This window comes from Trueperaceae bacterium (assembly GCA_002707365.1).
Taxonomy (GTDB): domain Bacteria; phylum Deinococcota; class Deinococci; order Deinococcales; family Trueperaceae; genus UBA6957.
On record PAMQ01000012.1, the window covers coordinates 1 to 20768 of the forward strand.

At 48.3% G+C, this 20768-nt stretch carries 15 protein-coding genes and 2 tRNA genes; 7 read left to right on the forward strand and 10 right to left on the reverse strand.

The window, feature by feature from the left end; all coding sequences use genetic code 11:
* The 3 genes from CMO31_05315 to CMO31_05325 form a co-directional block, all read right to left on the reverse strand.
* Positions 1 to 179 (reverse strand): peptidylprolyl isomerase (locus CMO31_05315; protein ID MAZ53419.1); only part of this gene is annotated, 179 nt, incomplete at its 3' end.
* Between the two features lie 20 nt (positions 180 to 199).
* The gene (locus CMO31_05320; protein ID MAZ53420.1) at positions 200 to 1045 is read right to left on the reverse strand and encodes a hypothetical protein; all 846 of its coding nucleotides are present in this window, start codon (positions 1043 to 1045) and stop codon (positions 200 to 202) included.
* A gap of 29 nt (positions 1046 to 1074) precedes the next feature.
* Positions 1075 to 4797: a DNA polymerase III subunit alpha gene (locus CMO31_05325; protein ID MAZ53421.1), complete on the reverse strand. Its 3723-nt coding sequence runs from the start codon at positions 4795 to 4797 to the stop codon at positions 1075 to 1077.
* Positions 4798 to 5185: 388 nt separating this feature from the next.
* Here CMO31_05325 and CMO31_05330 point away from each other — a divergent pair.
* Positions 5186 to 5259: transfer RNA gene (locus tag CMO31_05330), tRNA-Cys, on the forward strand.
* Positions 5260 to 5271: 12 nt separating this feature from the next.
* Positions 5272 to 5346: transfer RNA gene (locus CMO31_05335), tRNA-Val, on the forward strand.
* A gap of 132 nt (positions 5347 to 5478) precedes the next feature.
* On the opposite strand, the gene CMO31_05340 is transcribed toward CMO31_05335, so the two are convergent.
* From CMO31_05340 to CMO31_05365, 6 genes are all read right to left on the reverse strand, one after another.
* Positions 5479 to 6387, reverse strand: a complete 909-nt coding sequence (locus CMO31_05340; protein MAZ53422.1) for a hypothetical protein — start codon at positions 6385 to 6387, stop codon at positions 5479 to 5481.
* A gap of 186 nt (positions 6388 to 6573) precedes the next feature.
* Positions 6574 to 7506, reverse strand: a complete 933-nt coding sequence (locus tag CMO31_05345; GenBank protein ID MAZ53423.1) for a hypothetical protein — start codon at positions 7504 to 7506, stop codon at positions 6574 to 6576.
* 218 nt (positions 7507 to 7724) lie between these two features.
* Positions 7725 to 9167, reverse strand: coding sequence for a hypothetical protein (locus CMO31_05350; protein MAZ53424.1), 1443 nt, complete (start codon positions 9165 to 9167; stop codon positions 7725 to 7727).
* 100 nt (positions 9168 to 9267) lie between these two features.
* A complete protein-coding gene (locus CMO31_05355) occupies positions 9268 to 10572 on the reverse strand; it encodes a hypothetical protein (protein MAZ53425.1) in 1305 nt (434 codons plus the stop codon).
* Between the two features lie 142 nt (positions 10573 to 10714).
* Positions 10715 to 11422, reverse strand: coding sequence for an NAD(P)H-hydrate epimerase (locus CMO31_05360; GenBank protein MAZ53426.1), 708 nt, complete (start codon positions 11420 to 11422; stop codon positions 10715 to 10717).
* A gap of 4 nt (positions 11423 to 11426) precedes the next feature.
* Positions 11427 to 12155: a YebC/PmpR family DNA-binding transcriptional regulator gene (locus CMO31_05365; protein ID MAZ53427.1), complete on the reverse strand. Its 729-nt coding sequence runs from the start codon at positions 12153 to 12155 to the stop codon at positions 11427 to 11429.
* Between the two features lie 218 nt (positions 12156 to 12373).
* Here CMO31_05365 and CMO31_05370 point away from each other — a divergent pair, with 218 nt between their 5' ends.
* The 4 genes from CMO31_05370 to CMO31_05385 all read left to right on the forward strand — a co-directional run bounded on the left by CMO31_05370 (position 12374) and on the right by CMO31_05385 (position 18092).
* Complete coding sequence (locus tag CMO31_05370) at positions 12374 to 13447, forward strand: hypothetical protein (protein ID MAZ53428.1); 1074 nt, start codon at positions 12374 to 12376, stop codon at positions 13445 to 13447.
* 121 nt (positions 13448 to 13568) lie between these two features.
* Complete coding sequence (locus CMO31_05375; protein ID MAZ53429.1) at positions 13569 to 13877, forward strand: hypothetical protein; 309 nt, start codon at positions 13569 to 13571, stop codon at positions 13875 to 13877.
* Between the two features lie 118 nt (positions 13878 to 13995).
* Complete coding sequence (gene smc / locus CMO31_05380) at positions 13996 to 17388, forward strand: chromosome segregation protein SMC (protein ID MAZ53430.1); 3393 nt, start codon at positions 13996 to 13998, stop codon at positions 17386 to 17388.
* Entirely contained in the window at positions 17385 to 18092 is a 708-nt protein-coding gene (locus tag CMO31_05385) for a biotin--[acetyl-CoA-carboxylase] ligase (GenBank protein MAZ53431.1), read from the forward strand. Before smc ends, CMO31_05385 begins: the two co-directional genes overlap by 4 nt.
* Before the next feature lie 202 nt (positions 18093 to 18294).
* Here the strand turns inward: CMO31_05385 and CMO31_05390 are convergent, their stop codons facing one another.
* Positions 18295 to 19308 (reverse strand): recombinase XerC, encoded by a 1014-nt coding sequence (locus CMO31_05390; GenBank protein ID MAZ53432.1) that lies wholly within the window; start codon positions 19306 to 19308, stop codon positions 18295 to 18297.
* Between the two features lie 179 nt (positions 19309 to 19487).
* On the opposite strand from CMO31_05390, the gene CMO31_05395 reads away from it, so the two are divergent.
* Positions 19488 to 20768: a histidine--tRNA ligase gene (locus tag CMO31_05395; GenBank protein MAZ53433.1), complete on the forward strand. Its 1281-nt coding sequence runs from the start codon at positions 19488 to 19490 to the stop codon at positions 20766 to 20768.

Sequence of the window (20768 nt, forward strand, 5' to 3'; positions counted from 1 at the left end):
AAATTATTTACGGTGATCGGGGCCTTATCTTGGAATAAATCTATGAGGATTGTTCCCCGATTAGTCGTTATTAACGCACGATAGTCGCTACCATCGGAAAGGATTTCCTGTGGCTCGGCAAACGAGCGAATTGGGTCCTCTGTGAGGGGTTGTACTGAACTATAATTTGAGTTACTCATTTTAATGTGCTCCCTTAGGATCAGTTTCGATACAGTACAGACATTTGGATAATTCGGTCTGGCATTGGGAAGAATCCAACAGCTGGTTTCCCTTCAATTGTACCTAGTATTCCAGTGAAATCTTGTATGGTGAATTTCGAACCGAAGGACGGTAGTTCACCAAGTCGATCTCTCAAAACGGTTTCTATCGAGGAATCACCATTCCCATCTAATTCAACACCGAGGGCCCTGAGGGAAGTTAGCGAATCGGTGATTGGTGCCATAATAGTGGGGGAGTTGGGGTCGATGCGGGTTAGGTTGGTGAGAGTATCTTCTCCTTCAATCACCGTTCCGAATACGGCGTGNCGATTATCTAACCAGGGTGTTGCAGTGAAGGTAATGAAGAATTGGCTTCCATTTGTATTTGGGCCAGCGTTGGCCATAGAGAGTATTCCGGGGCCTTTGTGTGTGAGNTCTGGGTGAAACTCGTCGGAGAACGTGTAACCCGGCCCGCCGGTTCCAGTGCCAGTTGGGTCTCCTGTCTGGGCCATGAAGTCCTCCAGTACTCTATGAAAAATGACTCCGTCGTAGTATCTATTGAGGGCCAAGAAGACAAAATTATTTACGGTGATCGGGGCCTTATCTTGGAATAAATCTATGAGGATTGTTCCCCGATTAGTCGTTATTAACGCACGATAGTCCTTACCATCTTTTATTACCTGTTCGGGCTTAGTGAATCCCGTTATTCGTTTTTCGCTGAAGGGCGGTAAAACCGAAAAATTGTCCGAATGTTCGATTTCTTCGGCGGCATTCTCCTTCGGCCCATTAACTGCAACAACATTACCCTGCCTCCCAGCTACCCAAAAGCCACTAAAAATAAGAAACATTGTGAAAAGTACGATTGCAAAAATGCGTGTCATCCGTTGATAGCACCCACTTTTTTTCGTTTTTTGGGGCGATGACCCCGCCGGGCCTTAATTAAACGTTCCCGATCTGCAGTTATGACGGTCCGGATAGAAGGAAGGGTTGCAACAATCGAACTGAGTTTCCGGGGGTTGACCCCAAGGCCTTCTAAAGAATAGTCGAATGTGCCGAATTCAGTAGTTACTCGAAACGTTATAGGAATGCTACCAGAATTGTTTTCTAGTTCCGTACGCAAAGTGCGTAATTGAGTCTCCTGCAGTTCACTTGAATCAAAGGAAATCAGGGCCAACTGGGGAAATTCCTTTTGGTTATCCCACCGATAAAGCCGGTCCAACACGATTCTTAAGCCGTCTCCATCTGAACTCACATCTACTACAAGGACGGCAGGCGCATCTTCCTCGAGAAGCTCATCGTATTCCTCTAAGGTCCGACTGAAGGCTACTATCTCGTGAGAACCAGATTGATCAGCAATGTCGAAGCGAGCCATCAAGGTTCCTTTCCTGGTAGTCCGCCTTGTCACATTTTGGAGTAGCCCTGATAAAACCAGTCGCGAACGTCCTTGAGTGTTATCGCCAGAAGATTGTTGTTCTAATTCGGCAACTGAACAGGTAGCAGCCTCACTAAGTCCAACATAGCTACCCATTGGATGTGCGCTTATGTACAGTCCTAGCGATTCCTTCTCCATTCTGAGTAGGTCGAGAAGAGTCAGGTTATCACCAGGAACCACTTCGGGCGGTTTGAAGTCCTCGATCTCAAAGAGAGCAAACTGACCTTGGTTAGCTTGAGCTCTTTGCTCAGTTCCCCACCTTAGTGCAGGTTCTAGATTGGCCAATAATTCATCACGCTTACCGATGTTATCAAAGGCTCCTGATTTCACGAGATATTCTAGAGCTCGTTTATTAACGATGCTGCTGTCTGTCCGACTGCAAAAATCATAGAGATCCTTAAAAGATCCACCGGTAGCTCTTTCACTTAAAATATGGTCAACTGCTAGATCCCCAACATTCTTAATTCCATATAGTCCAAATCTGATTAAACCATCAACTGGAGTGAAATCTGCACCAGAAATGTTTAGGTCGGGGGGTAGTACCTCCACGTTAAGGTGCTTGGCATCATTCACGTATTGAGCAATCTTTTCGGAGTTAGCTCGCTCTACGGTCAGAAGTGCAGCAGCGAATTCTAGGGGATAGTGGGCTTTTAGATAAGCCGTCTGGTAGGACAACAAGCCGTACGCCGCGCTATGACTCTTATTAAACCCATAATTAGCGAATTTTTCGAGTAAATCAAAAATCCTATCGGCTTCAGTTATAGGTAGGCCATGAGATTCGGCGCCTCTCCGAAAAACATCACGTTGCTCTTCCATTTCCGATACTTTCTTTTTTCCCATAGCCCGTCTTAAAATATCGGCTTGGCCTAAGGTATAACCAGCGACAGCTTGAGCGATCTGCATTATCTGTTCCTGATAAACGGGTATTCCGTAAGTTTCTTCTAATATGGGTGCCAGGAGATTTTTCGACTCTGGAAAATCGAGGTAAGCTACTTCTTCTTCGCCGTGATGACGCCGGATGTAGGTGGGAATGTTCTCCATAGGCCCTGGTCTATACAGCGCCGAAACCGCGATGAGATCTTGTATCCTACGGGGCCTGAGCTTTCGTAGTGTGTCTATCATTCCTGGGGATTCAAACTGGAAGACCCCAACGGCGTCGCCCCTTGAGAGCAATTCGAAAGTATCGACATCGTCCATCGGGAATTTATCCGGGTCAATAATATTTCCGGTCGTTTCTTCGACTATTTTGACTGTGGCCTCGATGAAAGATAACGTACGCAAACCGAGGAAATCCATTTTTATGAACCCCAGTTCTTCTACCGAGCCCATGTCGTACTGGCATACTAAAGGGCCATCTCCGGCGCGAAANACTGGGGCTAACTCTTGGATCGGTTCTTTGGCAATAATCACACCAGCTGCATGTACCGATGCGTGTCTCGTAAGCCCCTCCAAAGAGATCGCTACATCCATATATTGATTTGCTCCGGTATCGTACAGATTCTTTAGTTCGGTCACTTCATCCAAAGCCTGACGGATAGGGACTGATCTTCCAAAAACTACAGGTACCAGTTTAGAAACCCTGTCGGCATCAGAATAAGGAGCTTCCAGAACACGAGCTGCATCTCTTATAGCCGCCTTCGAGGCCATTGTTCCAAAAGTTGCGATATGGGCAACTTTATCTTCGCCGTATTTTTGTCTTACGTAATCGATTACTTCCCCTCGGCGCGTATCACTAAAATCGATGTCGAAATCGGGGAGAGAAATCCGGTCAGGATTCAAAAACCGTTCGAAAAGCAAATCGTATTCGAGTGGATCGATGTCAGTGATACGGAGGGCATAGGCCACAATTGAACCAGCACCAGAACCACGACCTNGACCTACAGCAATTCGGTTGTCCTTTGCCCAGTTAATGAAGTCCGCGACGATCAAAAAATAGTCTGGAAAGCCCATGGCAATGATTACTCCAAGCTCATATTCAGCTCGGGCTAANTTCGCAAAGGCACCTGGATTGGCCTGTTTGGCTTCAAATTTCTCGAGGTGAGGGTATTGATATTGATCATATGTTTTGCCTTCAACATTAGCTAGCCGGCCATCTTCACCGAGCCTGGCTAATTCCAATAGGTTTTGATCCAATTCCTCCGTTGGTTCAATGCCGCCTGTCCGCAAATACGATTCAAACACCGATGGGGTGAGGACGTCGGGATAGCGTTGCATGAGGCCTAGGTATGTGGTGATGCGTAATTCTTCAGCTAATGTTCGGCCTTCGGGAAGGTTAACCTCGGGCATTTGATAAACCCGGCGGCTACCTATTGGTAGATCTACATTGCACCGGGCTACTACTTCTAGGGTGTTGCTAAGGGCACTAGGATAGTCTGCTTCGGGGACGGCCTTGGCCATCTCTTCTGGAGTCTTGACAAAAAATTCCTCACAAGGAAACCGGAATCGATCGGGATCTGAAAGAGTTGTTTTCGTTTGGATTGCCAGCAAAGCCTCGTGCGCTTTTGCATCTTCTTTCCGGACGTAGTGTCCATCGTTAGTCGCTACCATCCCAAGACCGTGACGATTTGCTAGGTCCTTAAGGATAGGGTTGAGTTCCCGCTGCTCTGGAAGCCCGTGATCCTGAAGTTCTATAAAAAAATCTTCACCGAATACAGCGAGGTATTGTTCTAAAAGCCTCTCGCCTTCATCGAGGCCAATATCTAACAATGTTCTGGGAAGTTGAGCCCCAAGACATCCAGATAGAGCAATTATCCCGCTCCCATGTTCTTCGAGAAGCTCATGATCGATTCGCGGTTTCATGTAAAAGCCCTCGAGATATGCTCTACTCGACAGCCGACAAAGATTTTGATATCCCTCAAAGTTTTTAGCTAGTAAGGTGAGATGAAAATGGCCGCCGTCAATTTCGTTGCTGGGCCGTTTTTTTTCGAACCTAGAGCCAGCTGCAATATAGGCTTCGAGCCCGAGAACTGGCTTCACTCCTTCTGAAACAGCTGTTTTATAGAATTCCACTGCGCCATGCATGTTTCCGTGATCAGTCATTGCTAGAGCAGGTTGGTCCGGCGAAACTTCCTTAACCCAATTTACGAGATCTTTGATCCGGGCAGCTCCGTCAAGAAGACTATAAGCGGTGTGCTGATGCAGGTGAGCAAAACCCGGGGTGGTACTCATACCCCAAGTTTAACCGGTAACCCGAATTAATATTATCGGTTCGGTTTTATGCTGGGCTCAAAGGCCGATTAGGGTTACCCGAGGGAAAAACGCCCTTAAGTTAACCTTGAGCCTAAAATCGGGAGTATGCCTCGAGGAACAAGTTGTTTGCCTTAAACTAAATATTGGAGTGTCGTACGGAGGTGGAAATACAGAAATGCGGAAGCTAAACATTTGGTCCTGCCTAGAACCGAGTGCGGTCTCCGCTGGAAAAAGGCCCAATGGCATGAGAGCTTGATTGGCCGCATCCTGGTCTCAGGAGCTTATTTCCTAAACGGCCGTTTAGGAAGAAGAAGCCTAGAGGTTCCGTTGACACGTTTACAGGCCTGTGATAGCTTCGAGGTCTTGTGGCGCCGTAGCCAAGCGGTAAGGCAGAGGTCTGCAAAACCTCCATCACCGGTTCGATTCCGGTCGGCGCCTCCATAGCCTGTGCAAAGGCGCGTAGCTCAGTGGGAGAGCGCTACACTGACACTGTAGAGGTCGGCAGTTCAATCCTGCCCGCGCCTACCAAAGTTTTACAAGAACATTTTTGCAGTTAACGTCCCCATTTTTTTTGGAAGCGGCTGGTAACTAAGTTAAGTATTCGAATTTAAGAAGTATCTAAGGGTTTAACGGTCCACTTGCCTGGCGAAGGATTTTGAATCAAAGGCTTGTTTTGGGTTTTGTGGGAAGTAAGGCGCCCAACCAAACTCCAACGAGGACCACAGAAGCGCCGATAATAAACAGCCAGGTGATGCGTTCGCCCGCGAATGAAGTAGCTAGGATTACAGTGACCAAAGGAATCAGAACAAACATGTAGGCGGTTGCGGATGCTGTCCAACGTTTCAGGACGTATAAATAAAGGACGAAAGTTATCAAAGTGGTGCCGATCGATAGGTACGTAAGAAGCCACCAGGTACCCGCGGTAGATGGGAGAATCCAGGGTTCTCTTACTATTGCTGAAATGGTTACGATTATCGCTGTACCTACGGTACAAGACACAGTGATGACCGCTATGGGATCCAGGTTCGCGAAGGGCTTTATTAAGACGCTGCTTTCGGCCATTAGGGCTGCTGCTAATACAAGACCAAGAAGTCGAATAATCGATAAGTCACCACTAACGGTGGCGCTAAAAATAATTGCTATCCCAGTGACGGCAATAATTGCCCCAATGAGGTTCCGGAGATGTAGGGTTTCTAAACGATGCAAAACTGCAAAAAATAAGGTTAATAGAGGGGCTAAGGAAAAAATAATTTGGTGCAGGCTAGCGGGCGTTCGCTCTAAACCCCAATACATTATAGGAAAGGCGAAACCAATTCCAAGGGCGCCATGTAAAGTTGAAACTAGAAGTGCTTTTCCCCGCGGAAGTGAGGTCGAGCGTATTGCAACTAAGAGCCAAAGGATAGCAGTAGTGGACCCAAATCTTAAGGCTGCTCCCCAAAACGTTGGCAACTCATCATAGCTAAACTTTATGGCAATGGAAGCCCCGCCAGAAAGAAGCACAAGTAGAATGAATGCCCCTATTACTGGACTAAAGAACGTTTGAACCTGAGGTGGTTTTTGTTTTGTCACAAAATGTTTGCCTGAACAGGTCCCTTTAAAAAAGGGTGCGTCCTCCTATCCCTCGTTTGTTTCCCGAGACAAATCACAAAGTCCGTAAAAAATCAAGGAAATGAGCTTTGGTGTAGCGGAGCACACCCAATCCAACTGAGCCATTTTACGCCAGGTTTAGTTGAGCGAAGGTTCCTGTTTAGTTGGTTAGTGGTTGGTTTGCGTGGGCTTTCGGCTCATATGAGTTGGCTGTACCATAATGGCGCCAAACCATACGGCGATAAGAACCAATAAACCTCCCAAAATAAATACCCAGGTAACACGTTCGTCAGTTAGCAAGGTTGCGAGAAGGACCGTCACAAAAGGCATTAATACCATAGGGTAGATAGCAGCTGATGCCGGCCAACGTTTCAAAATGTAAAGATAAAGCAGTAATGGGATAACGGATGCCCCTATAGTCAGATAGGCCATTACCCACCACATTTGTGGAGAACTTGGTAGAAGCCAAGGCTCTTTGTTGAGCAACGATAGGGCGATGATAATAATTGTTCCAACTGTAGTCGCTATCGCTGCTATCACGATTGGGTTAATGCGGGTATAACCCTTCATTATTACTCCGCCTTCAGCCATGCAAGCGGCAGCTATAAGAATTGAAAATAGGTGGGGCATTGAAAGATTACCGGCGCTCATGCCTCCAAAAGCAATGGTAATTCCTGCGCAGGCCAAAAGGGCGCTAAGTAGGTTTCGAGCAACTATTTTTTCGCGACCATGTAAATTTGCGAAAAAAAGTGTCATGAGTGGAGTTAGTGAAACTATAATTTGATGAAGACTGGCGGGGGTTTCTTCAAGACCCCAATACATTAAAGACCTGCCGAAACCAATACTTAAAACGCCAAATAATAACGAAACAAGGAGCGCTCGACCCATTGGAACCGGTATTCGCCGAATAAGGACTACCCCCCATAGGACCATTGCGGCTGGTCCGAATCGAATCGCTGCTCCCCAAAATGTAGGCAATTCGGTATAACTGATGCGTATAGCAACTGATACACCACCGGACAGGATAACGAGAGCTAAGAAAGCTGCGAGGGTAGGTGTGATTATCGTCTGAAAGCGAAATTTTGGTTTGTGATGAACCAAGGCTGCGTGAAACCTCCGAAAATAAACCTCGCGTCCGATTTACCAGGGAAGAAAGGGCTCAATCATTTCACTAGGACCCGTCCTTTGTATATACCTGGCTCAACTACAAAGCCGGAAAGTTGCAAAACCATTCACGCGCAAGGGTTAAGGCAAGGTTCCTAATGGATTGTACAAAATGCAAGCATGGTTAGAGCTGAACCGGGATAACTAATCGTGCTTTAGTATTCTATGGCCGTATTGATCACCCAGGGATTCCAGGGGTGCCCCAAATTATTCGACTTAATTCGTAATTCGTTTTCCCCTTGGTTCAGCCGTATTGGTAAGCGGACGGTAGTAGGAGAGCCTTCGGCTTTTAAGGTTCCGATTTTTTCACCATTCAGCCATACGGCAAGCCAGTCGTCGTAAGAGATCCGGATAACAGCCTTACGGTTTTCTGAACTCAGGATTGAACCCCCCGCGTATATTGATTTCCCTATCAACTCACTAGGATCCAATTCGGCATCTAATCCAGAAAATCGGAAGTCCAACCAACCCCGATTCGCCTGTATCTCCCGGATAAACCCTGGTTTGTCTGAGAAACGATGTTTCCATTCCCGTAGTGGTAATAGATCGATTTCCTCTTGGGCGATAAATTTGTCCCAATTCGAGGCTTCATCGTATAAGCCCGTGACTAGCCAAACGGAAGGAGAGGCGATGGGTTTAGCTTGGCTACCCGCGACTTTGTAGTAATAGGCCATCGTTTCTATGTCGTCGTCACGAGAACCGCATTGAAAAGAAAGTGACGATTCGAAAGCAATCGGATCAGGACCAAAGAAGCGATACGCTACGCCATCCTGGTCCTGAGGGCCTCCCCATTTGTGGTAAGGCGACCCATGCCACCGGGTTTGATGGACGTGAAAGCCCCACGAAAAGCCGAAATCATCTTCCATGTTGGTCCCTCGGATTAAGTTTGGGTCAGTCTCCCCGTCAATTAAAATCACCATGCCCCCGGTGTGGTAAACCATATCGTTGTAGTTCCTTTGGCGGGCTCCCAAGATTATCCCAGCCAAAAATCCGGACCCGTCTACGTCGGCTATTGCGAAGGAACTGTTCCGGGGTGGAGCGGGTAGGTATTTGTGGTGTTCTGCGTGCAGACGAAAAGGTGTAATTTGTGTATCGGGTTCATATTCATGCCAATCAACCATCGTGCACACGCTTTGATGGAGACCGGAGTGCTTACTGGTAGGTGGCCGATCAACGTATATTCGAATTTTGCAGGACTTGCTGAATGGGATAGGCAGCCAGAGGTTATAGCCAGGGTTACCCGGCATGTTAGGAGTTTCATAATTGGGCATGACGGTAAAAGCCGCGTTATCGGTCAGGTAAGGAGTCCAATCATGCATAATCCCAAAAAAGGGTTTTAGGGGGACGTCTATTTGCGGTGTAACTGCTCCGTCCACGGTAACTTCCAACCTGCGACCCTCAGCGAAGAGGAACCAAATATGCCTTATGCAGCCAGCCCCTTCGACATCTAAAATATCAACATGGTATGGGTCCGGGTTTGTTCGGGGTGCTGTTGCTGTATTGGTCCGGCGGGACTTGAATTTCATCGGGAGCTGGATCATCGGGACAGCAGGATCCTGCATAAAAAATTTGCTCGAGTTAGGGGTTATCATAGTCATCCCTTCAAGTTGGCGCGTTGAAAAAGTTGGACCTCCGGGCCGCGGTCGAGCAAACCGTGTAAGTTTGTTGGAGGAAGTGCCCTTTATTCATAGTAGCAAGCTAGGCCAAGGTACTAGCGAACCGTTCAGCTGCGAGCTGGAGGTCTTTGGTTGGCGCTCGGGAATAGGCCAGTCGCACATGTTGACCTCTTTCTTCGGGGCCATCGGGTAAATAAAAACCTGAACCAATCGGAAATACTACTCCTGCATCCAGGCCACGCTGCTGCACTTCCCTAGATTTAAGGGGGTCTGCGAGTTTCACCCATAAGAAAAAACCACCTGCGGGATCTTCAAAGGCGACAGAATCGTTGCAAAACTCGTGGAGAGCCTTCGTAAGTACAGTCATTTTTTCTCTATAAAGCGAGCGCATGGAGGTTAAGTGACGTTTCAGGTCGCCGTTAACCATTAATTCGTAAAGCGTTCGGTGCAGTAACGGGCTGTTACCCATGTCGAATCTAGCCTGGACAATTAATCCCAATAGTTCTGGGCGAGTTGTCACCCAGCCTACTCGTAGTCCCGGGGCGATTACTTTTGAAAAAGTACCGACAGTGATAACGAAATGACCGTTAGCTAAAGATCCCAGAGTTGGTACCAAATTCTCCCCAAAATAGAACTCGTTATAAGCTGTATCTTCTAGGATGATTACGCCATAATATGCTGCTAATTCAATAAGGCGGAGTCGTTGCTCGGTAGGCATATTGGTACCAGTAGGATTTTGAAAAGTCGGAGAGGCGTATATCAATTTCACTCGGGCACCATCTTTGGCAAGCTTTTTCAGGGTAGCTTCGAGGGCCTCTATATCCATTCCATAGCGGTTCATCGGAACCCCGACTACCCGAGCGCCGTAACCCTTGAAGGTGCGCAGGGAACCAGAGAAGGCGGGAATTTCACTAATGACTACATCACCGGGGTCTAGCAGGGCAGAACAAACGAGCTCGATGCCACCTGCCGCTCCGTTGGTCAGTAAGAACCGGTCTGGACCCGGTGTATCTTGGTAGTCGCGAGCGAAAAACCGACCTATTTCTGCACGAAGCGCCTCTGATCCAGCAGCTCCGCCGTAAGATAGGGGGGCATCATCCAAGACGGCGATTGCTTGGTCAAATGTTGACTTATCAGAATCGAAACCTAAACCCCGAGCTGTTGCTTTAACTAGATCGAGTCGGGGAAGTGTCGCTACATCTGGAATCCCTCCGGCTAAAGAAATAGGTTCGACAGCTTTGTTAGGCGGGCGGTTAGATAAACCCCAGTCGGTAGGAGTGCCAGCGTTGACCTTCTGTATACGCTCTGCGGCATACGAAGTTGGGCTATGTTTACCCCAAGTCTTCCTAAGGGCTTCTTTTTCTAGATCACTAAGCATTGCTTCCATCGTACAAGTTTATTACGTCTACGGGCACCTGCCTCGGGTAATGGTTACTCGGAAGGGCATTTAAACAATTCGGTAGGGCTCCCAGCAAGTACATGGGGGTTTATCAAACTAAAGATGATTCAGTAACAGATTTACCCAAAAGCTAGATTAGTTCGACTAGAAAACCTGGAAAAACTGGCAAAGTTAAATTTAGATCATTTACCAAATCTGTTGGAATCCCCATATCGCCCAGAAATAGGCGCCCTACGTGACCACCTGGAACGATATTAGGTTTTGGGAGCCCAGCGCTTAGTGTGAAATTCGCCTTCACCGCTTCACCTAGTGGTAAACCGGTCTCAATAGATAAGCCAGTCGGCACATCGACCGATATTACGCAGGACTCTTCGTGATAGCCGTTTAAAACCGTTATTACGTCTTGCGTCCTGCCTCTGGGTGGCCCTTCCAATCCGGTTCCGATAGCGGCGTCAATGATACAGCCAAATTTCATTTTGGGGAGTCCGCTCTTCACGCGAATTGTATCGTAATGCCTGAGATGCTCCAGTTGTTCGCGGGGGGCACCGGAATAGTTTTCAACCTCATGAGTAGGAACTACCCAGATCTTGCGGCCCTGGCCGGCTAATAAACGAGCTGCCGCAAGGCCACCACTGCCGTTGTTTCCGCGACCTGCAACAACAAGTACAGGCCCCTCGGGGCACAGAGTGTTGACCATATCAACTAGATTGCGTCCGATATGTTCTATTAAGAGCCTATGGTCCAGACCGTATTTTCCCGTTGCCAGCATTATCATTTTTTGAAACTGCGGGTTGGACAGGCTAGGAACCTCAGAGTGGGGGAGTGTTGGGTGAATCATCCGTTCAACCAACTACATCTAAATTACTGAAATTAGCTGTCGTAAATACATTTTGTACGTCGTCAAGTTCTTCAAAGCTTTCTAGCATGGAAGCAACCTGAGCGGCACGGCGGTCAGATAAAGGGGTTTCTATCTGCGGAACCTTGGTGATCTGACTGAATTCTGGTTGGTAGCCAGCGGATTTTAGGGAATCCAAAACCGAAGCTAGATCGTTTGGGGCTGTATAAATAGTAAGCACGTCGGACTCTAATTCGAGGTCCGCTGCCCCCTGATCTATAGCAAGCTCTTGTGCCTTCTCGTCCGCTTTTGTTATTACGATCACACCCTTTGCCTCGAACTGCCAGGCAGTACTTCCCGACATGTTTCCCCCGTGTTTACTAAAAATGTGCCTAACCTCGGCAGCTGTACGGTTCCGGTTATCAGTGAGGGCTTCGATAAGAATAGCTACCCCGTGCGGACCGTAGCCCTCGTATATTGCGGTTTCAAAAAGCCCACCGTCAGCACTTCCAAGCCCACGTTCGATTGCTCTACTTATATTATCACTAGAAACATCGTCCGTTTTAGCGGCGGCCAACGTGTTTTTCAGTAGAAGATTGGCAGAGGGATCTCCGCTACCGCCTTCCCTAACGGCTGTCTGGATCGCATGAATATGCTTACTTATAACTTTGCCACGCTGTTTATCGTTGACAGCTTTTTTTCGTTTGATTTGGGCCCATTTACTGTGGCCAGCCAACTCCCGCCTCCTCAAGAAACACGTGCGTGCTTCTTATTGTTCCAGTTTACCCCATGTTGCCGAGTTAAGGGCTTTAATGTCAGTGACTCAATTTGAACTAACGCCAAATAACAGCTCAAACACCGTATCCCAGGGCTTAAACCTCCAGGCCGGCGGAAGCATTTATTTATTCATAATTGAACAAACTAGACCTTGAGGGTATGCCTAATTAAAGTCTTTTGGTCGAGGATTACTTGATTAATATAATAGGGCGCCCAATTGAATTGACGGAATATTGGCCGGGGCTACCTGTACCCTTTCGTCTCGGTAAGCCGAAATTATTAGGGAAAGACCGCCGTATTGTTATAATTCGGGTGGTGGAGCGGTTTCAAGGAAATCCCTATCACACTTTAGGTGTCGAACCAGACGCTAATGAAAGTGAAATAAAAGCTGCTTATAGGCGCCTGGCGCTAAAATTTCATCCAGATCGTAACCCCGGAGATAAGCAGGCCGAAGAACGCTTCAAACAGGTTTCAGCGGCCTACGCTGTTTTGCGTGACGGGACATCTAGGCTAAATTACGACCGCTACGGTACCCGTCCCGAAACAGAGTCTTTTGGGGCAAACGATTGGCGGGTAATTTTTCAGGAAGCTGACCTGCGGATTAATACGGATTTTCCGAATGGTACTCCCCGGACAGGTAACATGATGTTCGATGCACTCTTCAGTGCTGTTACAGGTGCAATGCGCAGCTCAGGTCTCTTACCAGGTAAGGATCTCCATGCAGACGTTAATGTTCCACTTTCGGTCGGGCGAAATGGCGGGCTTCACCGTGTTCAAGTGCCCGGTCCAAGCGTGTGCCCAGAATGTCGGGGTAGTGCATTGAACGCGCTAGCTGTCTGTCGGCAATGTCGGGGTAGAAGACAGTTGCAGTGTGCGGAAGTAGACCTAAAGATCCCGTCTGGAATTCGGGATGGAACAAAACTTAGGTTGAAAGGACTAGGTGGATTAGGGACTCCTCCAGGCGACGCTCTGTTCACTATTCATCTACAAATACCAAATGGGGTGAGGCGACAAGGAAATGACCTCCATGCCAATCTCTATCTCACGCCACTGGAGGCTCTCCAAGGAATAAGGACTCAATGTGTCGGGTTAGATATAAATATTCCGCAAGGAGTTCGCGATCGTCAGACACTTGTTTTTAAAAATAAAGGTATTTCTGATGGGGATCTTTTCTTGAAGATACGGTTTGATGTTTGGCGGGGAGTGTTTCGCGGTCTGAGGGAGTACTTAAAAAGTTTTAAACTAGGTTAATGGAGGCCACGTGATCGACGACGACGTTAAAGAACACCAGGACCTTGGTGAAGATGCATCGGTGGAGATCGCTGAAGACAAGCCCCTTTATGTAATCAGCGTTGCCGCTGAACTAGTAGATATGCACCCCCAAACACTACGCCTGTATGAACGAAAGGGCCTCATAGAGCCCAGTCGGAGTGCAGGTAAAACTCGGCTTTATTCTCAACGAGATATTGAACAACTCAAAGAAATTCGGCGATTGACTCAAGAGCTCGGGGTAAATCTTGCTGGGGTAGAGGAGATAATAAAGCTACGGCGAGAACTTGATAATCTTCAGTTAAATTTAGAGGATAGGATTGGACGGCTTAACGTTCAACTTCGTGACAGAATGCGTGATTTTGGTAATGCACTACCATCAAGCGCTAGATCAGAGACAGAGGACGACTGAAAGCCAGAACTATGGTAAATTTATCGCCCCGACAAAATATTACGGAGGGTTTTGGTACTCTCTCTCCATTATTAAGAATGGCTTACCTTGTTCACGGCGTTAACTGGGTGGCTGCTCCATGAAACTGGGCAATCTCACCATTAGTGGTTTTAAAAGTTTTGGCGAACGGACCGTGATCTCCTTTTCCCCTAGCGTCACTGCAATTATTGGGCCTAATGGATCCGGTAAATCGAATGTTATCGATGCCCTTCGTTGGGTGGCCGGGGGTGGACGGGCTAGTACTTATAGAGCAGACTCAAGGACGGAATTGATTTTTCATGGGGCTGCTGGTAAGCGAAGCGTAAGTGTCGCCGATGTGGAGCTTGAATTAAAGGCTGAAAATGGAAAGTTGGCAATCCAAAGAAATCTATTTCGGGATGGGACTGGAACGTTAAAGCTTAACGGGGCTAGTGCAAGGTTAATGGATGTGGAAGAGGCTTTGGTGGGGACCGGTCTTGGCAGAGGAGCTGTGGCAGTGATCGGGCAAGGGGAAGTTGGTGAAATACTGATGGCCAACCCTGACCGGCTGCTAGCCTACGCCTCTGAGGCCGCCGGGGTAGCCCAACTAGGTAGGCGCCGGGAGATCACCATTGGCCGAATCGATACTGCCCGGTCTCATCTATTAAGACTCGATGACGTCATGGTGGAAATGCGGGAACAGGTCACGGCCTTAAAAAGCGAGGCTGACGAGGCTGCACAGCATGAATTATTGACTCGTGAAGTGTTGCAATTAGGATTTACCCGAGCCTACCAGCGCGTTGAGGGGTTACAGGCCAATATAGATAGCCTCCGGGGAGAAGAACAGATGCTCGGGGAAGAAATCGCTAATCGGCGTGAAAAGTTGCGGAACCTTGGTGCCCAATTGATTGAATCTCGAAAACACCAAGTCGAATCTGAAACCGCTTTTCGAGAAGCCATGGCGGAAACCGAGGCCCGTCGGGGAGACCTTAGAGTAGCGGAAGAACGTTTACGGCGAGAACAACAGAGTGTTGAAGGGATAAGAATTCGTTTAGCGGAAACCGAGGCGGAACTTTCGCGCTTAACAATCGAACCCCCTACGCCACCTGAAGGAAATAATGAAATCCTGTTAAGCGAGGTTGAATACGCCTCTGCTGCTGTTAAAACCGCTGAACAGGCCCATATATCTGCAGTTGATGAACACGAGGCAGCCTCCAAAAAGCACGACGAGTTGCGGGAGACTTGGGAAGCTTTTAGACAAGCGATGGATGCCTATGAAGTCCGACGCCAGGCCCTGGAAGAACGACTCGGTGAACTGCACCGACGACGTTCCTCATTGGGAGCTGTTCCCAATGAGGAATCCAAAATGATCCTAGACCTTAAAGCGAAACAAGCACGTCTAGAGCTAGTCCGAGCGGCCTTACGGGATAATGAGGGCCAAATTGCGCCGTTAAGGGCGGTCTTGATAGAGGCCCAAACTGAAGCGGGTGCTTTGGAAAGGGAATTATCACGGCTTAAAAAAGCGGCACGGGAAAGACACGGCTATTCTGAAGGACCTAAACTTGCGCTCACTTTAGGGTTACCTGGCGTAATAGGGGCGGTAGCTGATTTGTTTGAAGTAGAGTCCAAGTATCGGGCTGCCCTCAACGCGTGTTTGGGCTACCGTGCGGAACAAGTTGTCGTAGAAAACACCGATGCTGGTTTAAAGGTTTTAGAAGTTATAAAGCAGCGTGGTTGCCGAGTAACGCTTATACCCCTTGAACACAGGCCCCGTGTACCTTCGGAACAAGTCTCGGACGAAAAGAAAGACCTGCCAGGCCAATTACTTCGTAACGTCGTTAAAACAGAAAAACGTTTTGAACAACTTGCCACAGAATTAATAGGAGACACTCTCGTTGTAACTAGCCTAGAGCAGGCTCTGCGGCTATCCGCAGAACAAGTAGTAGCGTCGGGGTTAGTCACTTTAAAAGGGGAGTGGGTGCGTAGCGACGGCACTTTTTCCGGTGGTGATCTGGAAGCTTCCGAAGGGCCTGTTGGGCACCAGGGAGATGAGGACGCGCTAGTAGGTCAACTAGCCGAGGCTAACAGGCGTGCAGTCGAAGCAACTCAACAACTAGACCAGCTCGAGGGGGATAGCGCAGACTTGATTGAGGAGGAAAGAACGGTAACCGATACTCTCGGTAACCTATTAAGCGAAGTGGCTGCGCATGAGGAATCAGTACGCGCAAGAAAGAGAGAGATCGCTCATATAGAGGAGTTAGAACGAGCGAACAGAAGGGCCTTTGAAGAGCTAAACGAACCCGCTAAGCCAACCGAGGTCGAAAGCTTAGAGTCAGGAGCGTCTAGCCTTACACGCTCCAATGACCAAATGGCGGCCTGTGTTGCAAAATTGATGCAGGCCCAGGAGGAACTAGCGCGGCAAAATACTCTCCAGGGCCTCTTTATCGAAAGGTGGCAGTCGTATAAAACACTTAAAGCTCGGTATGATAACGACCAACAACGCCACAACGAGATAGTTTCCCAGATAAAGAGTCTAGAGACCACCCTGGCTGAAAGTCTTCTCAGCCAAGAAACGAGCGCTAAGGCAGTTGACATGGCTAGGGCTGCTATCCCAGGTAATCTCGACCAATGGGAGGCCCGTAATCAAGAAGCATCAACTGCCGTTTTAGAAATAGAGGAAAATCAGGATGACACCGTTGCGGAGCAGGCTAAATCTGGAGCAAAGCTAGAGGCAACTCGTTTGACTCTAGCTAGGCGTGAAACAGCTCTCGAGTTAGCTCGAGACGACCTCGCGAGTTTCCCTGAAGGGCTAAAGCCGATTACGCTAGAGGAGCGTGAAGTCCGTAGGCGCCTTGGAGAGGGAGAACGCAAGCTTGAAAAATTTGGTCCCGTCAATCATCGGGCCCGCTCGGAATTCGAAAGTCGGTCTCAGCGACTGGGCGAACTTGAACGAGAGCGCGAGGAGGCGATAAACGCTATCGACGAATTAGATAGCGTCTTAGCCAGAATTGATAACGAAACGACTACCAAACTCAATCAAACTCTGGAAGAACTTAGACGAAACTTTGAGCAGCACGTGATTACCCTTTTCGGGAAGGGGGCTATTTCAGATCTTCGTGTTGAACGTGAAGAAGGAAGACCCGTTGGCTTGGAATTAGTACTACAACCCCCTGGAAAACAAACCAAAGCACTCAACTTGTTGTCGGTGGGGGAGCGCACTATGGGCGCACTCGCTTTCTTGTTTTCGTTAGTATCTCAGAGTGATGCTTCAGCTAGCAAGGGATTGCCTGTAGCGATTCTCGATGAGGTTGATGCGCCTCTCGACGAATCCAATATTAGAAGATTCTGTTCATTTGTCGAGCGGTTAGCTGCTGAAGGTACTCAGTTCGTTCTGATAACTCACCAAAAGGCCACATTTGAGGTCGCAGATGCTATCTGGGGTGTTACCACACAGGAAGGTGTCAGTCGGGTGTTTAGCATCCGACGTGATGAGGAGGTTGCGCTTAGAGGGTGATCAATGTTGTTAAAGAATTTGTTATCCAAAGTTTTAAAACTTTGGACTCAACCCAAGATCAACTGCATCGGCAAATTGCGCAGGGCCAGGACGTACATGGAGTCATAGTTGTCGCGGGTCATCAAACAGCAGGTCGCGGCAGGAATGGAAACGTATGGCAAAGCCCGACGGGCGGCAGTTACCAGTCGGTAGCGTTCCGGTGCCAAAAAGGTAAACCGCGAGCTGGTCTCATTACTATAGCGATCGGAGTTTGTATTGCCGAGTCTATGGCTGTGAGAAACATTCCGATAAAGGTAAAATGGCCAAACGACCTGTATTTAGGTGATTTAAAAATCGGTGGGATTCTCGGTGAGCTATCTCGAGGCTATCTTATTCTAGGAGTAGGTATTAATGCAGCCCAGATTTCTAAATCAGTTTTGGGTGAAAATGGGTTCCGGTCGGTAGAAGAAGTACATCACCTAGTGAGAAAAGCTTTTCGCCGGACCATTAATGAGCTACCAAACACGAGGGATTATTCCAGACGCTTCGCCGAATTAGACTTTCTGGCAGGCCGGACAGTTGTCGTGAAAAATAGGGCTGAGGTGTTTTCGGGTGCAGCTCGTGGTATCGATCGTGATGGTTGCCTTAAGATTGAGGGAGATGAGACGCTCGGCAACCAGGTGGTCTGCAGTGGTTCGGTAGAAACAATTGGAATAAGTGATTAGAATTTAAAAACCACGGCTAACGTCGCGGCTATTTTTACGCATCAGTCTCGCGAGCAGAATGCAACCTCCTCTGGCCCGGTAAAAGGTTGCACCGCTATACACTTAAAGTCAGAAAAACTAAGGTAGAAGTTGTTAATCAAGGGGAATTTGTAATCTCTATCCGGGTTAATCTGGAACGTACTCCTGGTAATTGGAGGCTAACTTACCAGTCTTCAACCGTCCGCCTCGTAGCTTCGTCCTCGAGTTTGGCGTAAATCGTTGTTGTTGTGATGTTCTTGTGCCTAAGGTGCTTCTGGACTTGATTGAGGTCTCGAGTTTGCCTATACATTCGGGTTCCTGCACCGTGGCGTAAACCGTGGAGACCCTTGCCCTCATAGCCAACCCCTGCTACCTTGCAAAGTTCTTTAAACCGTTGCTCCATTCTTTTGTCACCCCATGGCATTATGAACCCGTCTCGGGCCTTTCGGCGCTTACGGGTCTCGTGCACAGATTGCAAGCTACGTAAAGCGGTAAGGAGTCGTTTACTCAAACCTACGCTCTCTACATAGCCACCCTTACCCTTAACTCGGATTAACCGAGCATCGAACCGTATGTCTTCCCAGCGGAGGCCAGCGGTTTCATGTCTTCTTAGCCCAGCATGACTTCCGAGCAAAATTGCCACTCGATCAGCGGGATCATGGGCTACCTGTAACAAGACGTCAATTTCTTTAGTGGTATAAGGTTGGCGCTTCTCCCAGGGAGGAACGGGATCTTTTCGACTTCGCAAACCCTTAAAAGGGTCGGCGGTAGTCGCCCCGGCCCATGCTAATGCATAGTAAAGGGTTCTGGCTGCAGCTATTTTGACGTTCACAGTAGCAGGGCTTCGAAAACGTGGAATCTCCTCGCCAGCTAGGTTATCGACGCGGAAGGGAACCTGTTCAAGGTCCTCGACGTACGAACCACCGGCGCGTGAACCAGGCCTCAAGAGGTTGACCCCCTGCCAATGGTTCAGGAGATCAAGAAGTCCTCGTCTATAAGTGGAAAGAGTGTGGCTACTCAAATGGCTACCCTTGCCACTGGATTGGAACAAATATGCCTCAACTAGACCCCAAAGTTCACCGGGATCTCGTGTGTTGGCGGCCGCCGTAGCACGTCTTCGAAGACCGTCGTCTCCTAAGTCGGTCCAACTTCGGTGTCGTTGACGTCGGTCTGAGTCGTAAATAGCGAGCTGTTTCATCAGTAAACCTGAGGCTCCTCATTAGAAAAAGATATTTCCCATAACATCCGTTATTGGAAATTAACATGAGCGAACGGTAGTTGGTGCGAAATTTTTCGCAAAGAAGATTGTTGTGGAGGTCCAGGTTTCGTTCCGTAGGGTTTTGCGTGAATGCGGTCCTGGGGGTAAACTCGACCCTTATGGAGCTGCAAGCCGTTAAGGGGACTAAAGATATTCTTCCAGATCAACAATTTAACTGGGAAAGGCTTTTGCTGGACGTAGGTACAGTTTTTCGCCGCGCTGGTGTTGGCAAAATTTCAATACCCATCTTCGAACACAGTGAGATTTTCTTCAGGTCAGCTGGGGAAAGTTCGGATTTAGTTGTGCAAAAAGAAATGTACACATTTGAGGACCGTGGGTCACGCTCGTTAACGCTCAGGCCTGAATTTACTGGGGGTGTGCTAAGAGCATTTCATGAACACGGTATGGCAAGTTTACCGTCCCCGGTCAAGTTATGGTCACATGGGCCCGTATTCCGCGGGGAGCAGGTACAACGCGGTCGACAGCGGCAATTTCATCAAGTCAATTACGAAGTTTTGGGAATCGAAGATCCACTTGTAGATGCCGAGGCCATTAGCCTTGCTTATGACTGTCTTCGGGCATGTGGTTTGACGGGGCTGACAGTCAGCTTGGGTTCGGTCGGCGATCCTGAGGATCGTGAAAAATATAATGCTTACCTTCGCAAAAGCCTAACGCCATTTCGTGAACAATTATCTGAAGCTAGCCGCAACCGGTTAGATTTGAACCCCCTTAGGATTTGGGACAGTAAAATTGAGGAAGACCAGCAGATAATAAAACAATTTGAACCTCCTCTTGAAGGGCTATCAGATAAGTCTAAACGTCATCACCTTGATGTAACGAAATACCTTACTGATTGGTGCATCCCGTTTACGATCGATCCTACGATAGTCCGAGGGCTCGATTACTACAGGAAAACTGCGTTCGAAATTCGCCATCATGGGATTGGTGCCCAAAACACCATTTTAGGTGGGGGACGATACGATGGACTTTTAGCCAATCTCGGCGGAGCTGACACAGCAGGTATTGGTTGGGCCTTTGGTGTGGAAAGGGTCTTAGATGCACTTAAGGGGAAAGACTCGCACACGCCACCAGTAGAAAAACCAGATCTTTATTTGGTGCCGTTAGATGATCTCGCAGTATCCGAGGTTGCTAATACGGCTCGTTCCCTAAGAGAAAGCTTTACAGTTCTCCACGCATACCGGGTAAGGAAGCCTGCAAAAGGACTTCGGGAAGCTAGCCGAATTCACTCTCCGCTCGTCGGTTTGCGGGGAGAAGCTGAACGAGGACAAGGCACTTACACTGTTAAAGATCTAGAGTCTGGGAAGCAAGTTAATATTGTCGAAAGCGAACTTAAAGAATATTTAATTAGCTGCGCGGCCGGGAAGAATGAGGAGTCGTAG